Source organism: Sporosarcina sp. USHLN248 (assembly GCF_037144575.1).
In the GTDB taxonomy this organism is placed as follows: domain Bacteria; phylum Bacillota; class Bacilli; order Bacillales_A; family Planococcaceae; genus Sporosarcina; species Sporosarcina contaminans.
This window is the reverse complement of sequence record NZ_JBBCZC010000140.1, coordinates 1-223: the sequence shown is the minus strand read 5'-3', so window position 1 is coordinate 223 and position 223 is coordinate 1. Positions and strand designations below refer to the sequence as shown.

Here is a 223-nt window from a genome sequence, read left to right as displayed (position 1 = left end):
GGACGCAGTAGGATAGGGTGAGCGCGCTGTTGGTCATGCGCGTCTAAGCAGTGAGGTGTGGAACGAGGCAAATCCCGTTCCTATAACACTGGGCTGTGATGGCAAGGGGAAATGTCCCCGGAGTCCCTGATTTCACACTGCCAAGAAAAGCCTCTAGCGAGGCGGGAGGTGCCCGTACCGCAAACCGACACAGGTAGGCGAGGAGAGAATCCTAAGGTGATCG

Annotated in this window: 1 rRNA gene; it reads left to right on the top strand. The window is 57.4% G+C overall.

Annotation, left to right across the window (positions count from 1 at the left end):
• A 23S ribosomal RNA gene (locus tag WFH04_RS18275) occupies nucleotides 1-223 on the top strand; the annotation flags it as partial.